Genomic DNA, 3,594 nt, shown 5'->3' with positions numbered 1-3,594 from the left:
AACCGGGCGGAGAATGCACATGTGCCGTGGCGAAAACGGGAGCGGGGATGATGCAAGGCTTCCGATCACCAGGAAGACTGCAACGCTTCGTTTCGATCTTCTCGGCTCTGCGCAATTCTTCGTCCCGGCCCCGCTCAAAACGCTCCGCTCTCGCTACACATATTCACCGCCTGCAGGCCATGGCGGAATCAGCTCCAGTCCGGAGAGACGGATGTTACCGGCGGCATATCCAAGGCTGGCGACATGATGGTGCGATCAGCACTGTTCGAGGCCGCGACCGTGCTCTTCTTTCGCCTTAAGCTGCCGTCCAACTTGAAGGACTGGGCCCCAAACGTTGCCAAACGAAGGGGGACCAAGCGAGCAATCGGGGGATTGACAGGAGGCGCCCATTACGGAGACCGTTCGTGAGGCGTCAGAAGAACGACATGGCCGATCGGAGGCGATCTGCGAGGCGGTGCAACAGCCCACTCTGCGCTTCGTCACCCCGAAAAGCGCAGAGGCGCAAGGCGCGGCTGTAGTGTTCCGAACACGCGACCTCCTCGTCCGGCAGCGGACACAGCTGATCAACGCCCTACGCGGTCACCTCATGGAGTTTGGCTTCATCGAGCGGCAAGGCCCTGGACGCGTCAGCAAGCTCATCGACCCGCTGGCTGATCCCCTCGTCTGAGCTGGCGGCCGAGGCGCGCCCGGTGCTGGCGGTGATCGCCGGCGGTCTGCAGGCGATCCAGGCAAGGATTCTGCTGCTGGATCGTGAGATCGCCATCAGGGCCAAGGCTAACTCGGTCGCCAAGCGCCTGATGACAATACCCGGGATCGGCCCGGTCGTCGCCATCGCACTGATGGCTCTGGCGCCCGCGGCTTCGACTTTCCGGCGAGGACGTGACTTCGCCGCCTGGCTGGGGCTTACCCAGGCAGCACTCCAGCGGGGGCACGGAGCGGCTGGGCCGGACAACCAAGATGGGCGGGCGAAGCCTGCGAAAGCTGCTGATTCTCGGAGCGAACTCGGCCACAAAAGTCGCCGCGCTGATGTGGACCGGTATGGCGTCAGCCAATGTCACGGGGGCTTTGAGGTGGAAGCGGGCGAAAACCCATCGAGTCTCGCGGCGAAGACGTTGACTAGCCGCATCACGAAGCCAGATATACGTCAGCAGTTGTGACGACCGATCCTGATCCAGCCAACCCGTTGCAATCGGGCGGGCGTCCGATTTTGGGTCTGACGCAATCTCGATGAAGTTTGCGTCCTGGAGCAACGATCAATCGGGCTTGCAGGAGGTCGAGCTTTCCGCGTCCATACATCTGGCGCTTTACAAGCTTGAGTTTCGTAATTTGGCCCTCCGTCTGGCCGTTTGACCAGGTTCAGTGATCGCGGCGCGGACGGCTGCGCGGTCGCGAATGATGCCGCTCGCGAAGGACCCGATGACACTCGTGCTGGCGTCGGCGATCCAGGGATCAATATCAGCGTCGATCCTTTTGCGGACCATCGAATGGAACCTGTCGATCAGGCAACGTGCTTCGACCAGGTCGGAACCCTGTCTCGATCGCAGAGATTGTCACGGTGTCGGACTTGGTCAGATGGTCCCGGGCTGTCGTCATCAGCCGCGCGATCGTCCTGGCCGACGGCACCTTTTGCAGTTGCTGATCAGAAGCGCGTTCGGCCCGCCGTCGGCGGGTTGCCCACTCTGCGACTACGCGCAGGGAACCGCGAAAGCCTTTGGCCTGCAGGCGTCGCCAGAGCTCAGCGCCGTTGCGGCAGCCCGAAGCCCAGACTTCATCCAGCAATGGCAGTTGCGCATCCAGCGAACTCTGCCGAAGCCGGAACACATCTCCGCTCACCACGGATCACCTGGCGGACAAGCTTGCGGCTATGGCCGCTTCGGCGCACGATCTCCTTGATGGAAAAGCCTTCGCCAGCGAGCCTCATGATCACGGCGTTGGTCTCCTCGCGCCGCAGCTAGCCCTATTGCAGCTTTTCGGCGCAAGTGAGCAGGTCCGGATCGACTGGTGGCGCCGATCGCGGCACGGATCGAACGCATCGATTTCCGGAACGGCATCCAGGAAGGCAGAACTTGCGTTCTCCATGAGCGACCAGCGATCGGCCACGTGGATCGCGCGCGGCAACGCCTTCGCCGCCGCTTCGCCATAGCCGCCGCCGCGGTCACGTGCGATTATTCCGATGTCCTGATGATCGGTGAGCCATGCCTGGACGGTCGCAATCTCCCGGTCCGGCAACAGTGTAACGATCCGCCGCCGCTCCAGATCACATACAATGGTGCCGTAGCGATATTGCGGCGGAAGGCCCGGTCATCAATGCCGACAATGCTGAGAGGATCGGTTCGCACGCAGCTCCGTCGCCGCATCACCCGGAACAGAGTGTCATGGCTGACCGGCACCATCAGCCGATTGGCAATGCTCGCGGCCGGCCTGCCGCCGAGCGCCAGCCCCAAGTGGTGAACGACACATTCCAAACGCGAGGTCCGGCGGAATCTCTCCGCGACAACCCCGTCATCAAACCGTTCGGCAAATATCCGTCGTCGACAGAGCGGTGCACTACAGACGAGGCGTCTTGCAACCAGTCGAAGCTCAATCTTCTTGCCCGCACATAGCAAGTCCGAAACCCTTATATGGGGATGGTCAACCACAAACGGCGTTAAGGGCGACATTGTCATGTACCTCCGGGGCAATCCGTAGATCAATTCGATGAGTCCGTTTGCGTGACGCGGTTCGCGAGGGAACCCAGTCCACCTTATATTCGGTCAGGCGCATGCACCTGTTACATGATCCCGCTTGCGGCGGATTCGGACCCAAGAGACGAAACCATTCTTCAGCGGCGGCTGTTTGAGGCCATGAGTTTCGTCGGTTCGTCTATCGAGGATCTGCCAGGGCCTGATCGGTCCTGGAGATTGTTATAATCGATTGGCGTCTAGGCTGATGGTTTCGTCAGGAGAGCTCCTTCTATAACGACTCCGGGGTTCACGTACTTCCACAGCGCAACAAGCAGTTTCCGAGCGAGGGCGATGATCGCCGTCTTCTTGTACCGGCCACCCTTTGGATGACTCGCGCCCTGAACCACTGACTGAGTACGGAATTGGGTTGATGGCGCACCCAGAGCCACGCAACCTGGACAAGCGTCGACCGCAGCCTGGGATTGCCGGACTTGGAGACTCCCTGCTCGCAATTAATCTGCCCACTTTGCCAGGGCGTTGGCACCAAACCAGCGTAGGCGGCAACCTGTCGTCTATTGTCAAACTTGCGCGACAATCGGTCGTGTCCCACCGCGTGGTGTAGGTCGGCGATAGCGAAGCCGCTCGCGAGCGCGCCCGCAACAGCGCTGTAGCGAGCGAGCGGCGCAGCGGCGGTCATCGATGATCTTCGGTAGGGTTGGGTTGCTGACACAACCTGATTCGAAAGAACCACCGATGACCAACGACATGATGAACCTGCGCACGCTCGTAGAGAAGACCCCCGATGCCGATATCCTGCGCGAGATGATCGGCTTTGCCGCCGAGCGGCTGATGGAGCTGGAGGTGGGCGCCGCCACCGGCGCGGCCCATGGCGAGAAGAACCCGCTGCGGCTTGTCCAGCGCAACGGCTACC

The 3,594-nt window shown here is 61.4% G+C and carries 6 pseudogenes; 4 read left to right on the top strand and 2 right to left on the bottom strand.

The features are described 5' to 3' along the window. From EOA29_RS29090 to EOA29_RS29080, 3 pseudogenes are all read left to right on the top strand, one after another. Positions 1–188: pseudogene (locus tag EOA29_RS29090) on the top strand (IS6 family transposase); the annotation flags it as partial. 1 nt (position 189) lies between these two features. Continuing rightward, positions 190–363: pseudogene (locus EOA29_RS43350) on the top strand (transposase); the annotation flags it as partial. A gap of 32 nt (positions 364–395) precedes the next feature. Next, positions 396–1,023, top strand: a pseudogene (locus tag EOA29_RS29080) (IS110 family transposase); the annotation flags it as partial. Positions 1,024–1,251: 228 nt separating this feature from the next. On the opposite strand, the pseudogene EOA29_RS43340 reads toward EOA29_RS29080, so the two are convergent. Continuing rightward, positions 1,252–2,618: pseudogene (locus tag EOA29_RS43340) on the bottom strand (ISL3 family transposase); the annotation flags it as partial. Positions 2,619–2,920: 302 nt separating this feature from the next. Next, positions 2,921–3,246: pseudogene (locus EOA29_RS29065) on the bottom strand (transposase); the annotation flags it as partial. 170 nt (positions 3,247–3,416) lie between these two features. Here EOA29_RS29065 and EOA29_RS29060 point away from each other — a divergent pair. Further along, a pseudogene (locus EOA29_RS29060) lies at positions 3,417–3,594 on the top strand (IS256 family transposase); the annotation flags it as partial.

The sequence above is a fragment of the Mesorhizobium sp. M1E.F.Ca.ET.063.01.1.1 genome, from assembly GCF_003998155.1.
Taxonomy (GTDB): Bacteria; Pseudomonadota; Alphaproteobacteria; order Rhizobiales; family Rhizobiaceae; genus Mesorhizobium.
The sequence above is the reverse complement of the archived record's forward strand: the minus strand, read 5'-3'. Positions and strand labels throughout refer to the sequence as shown.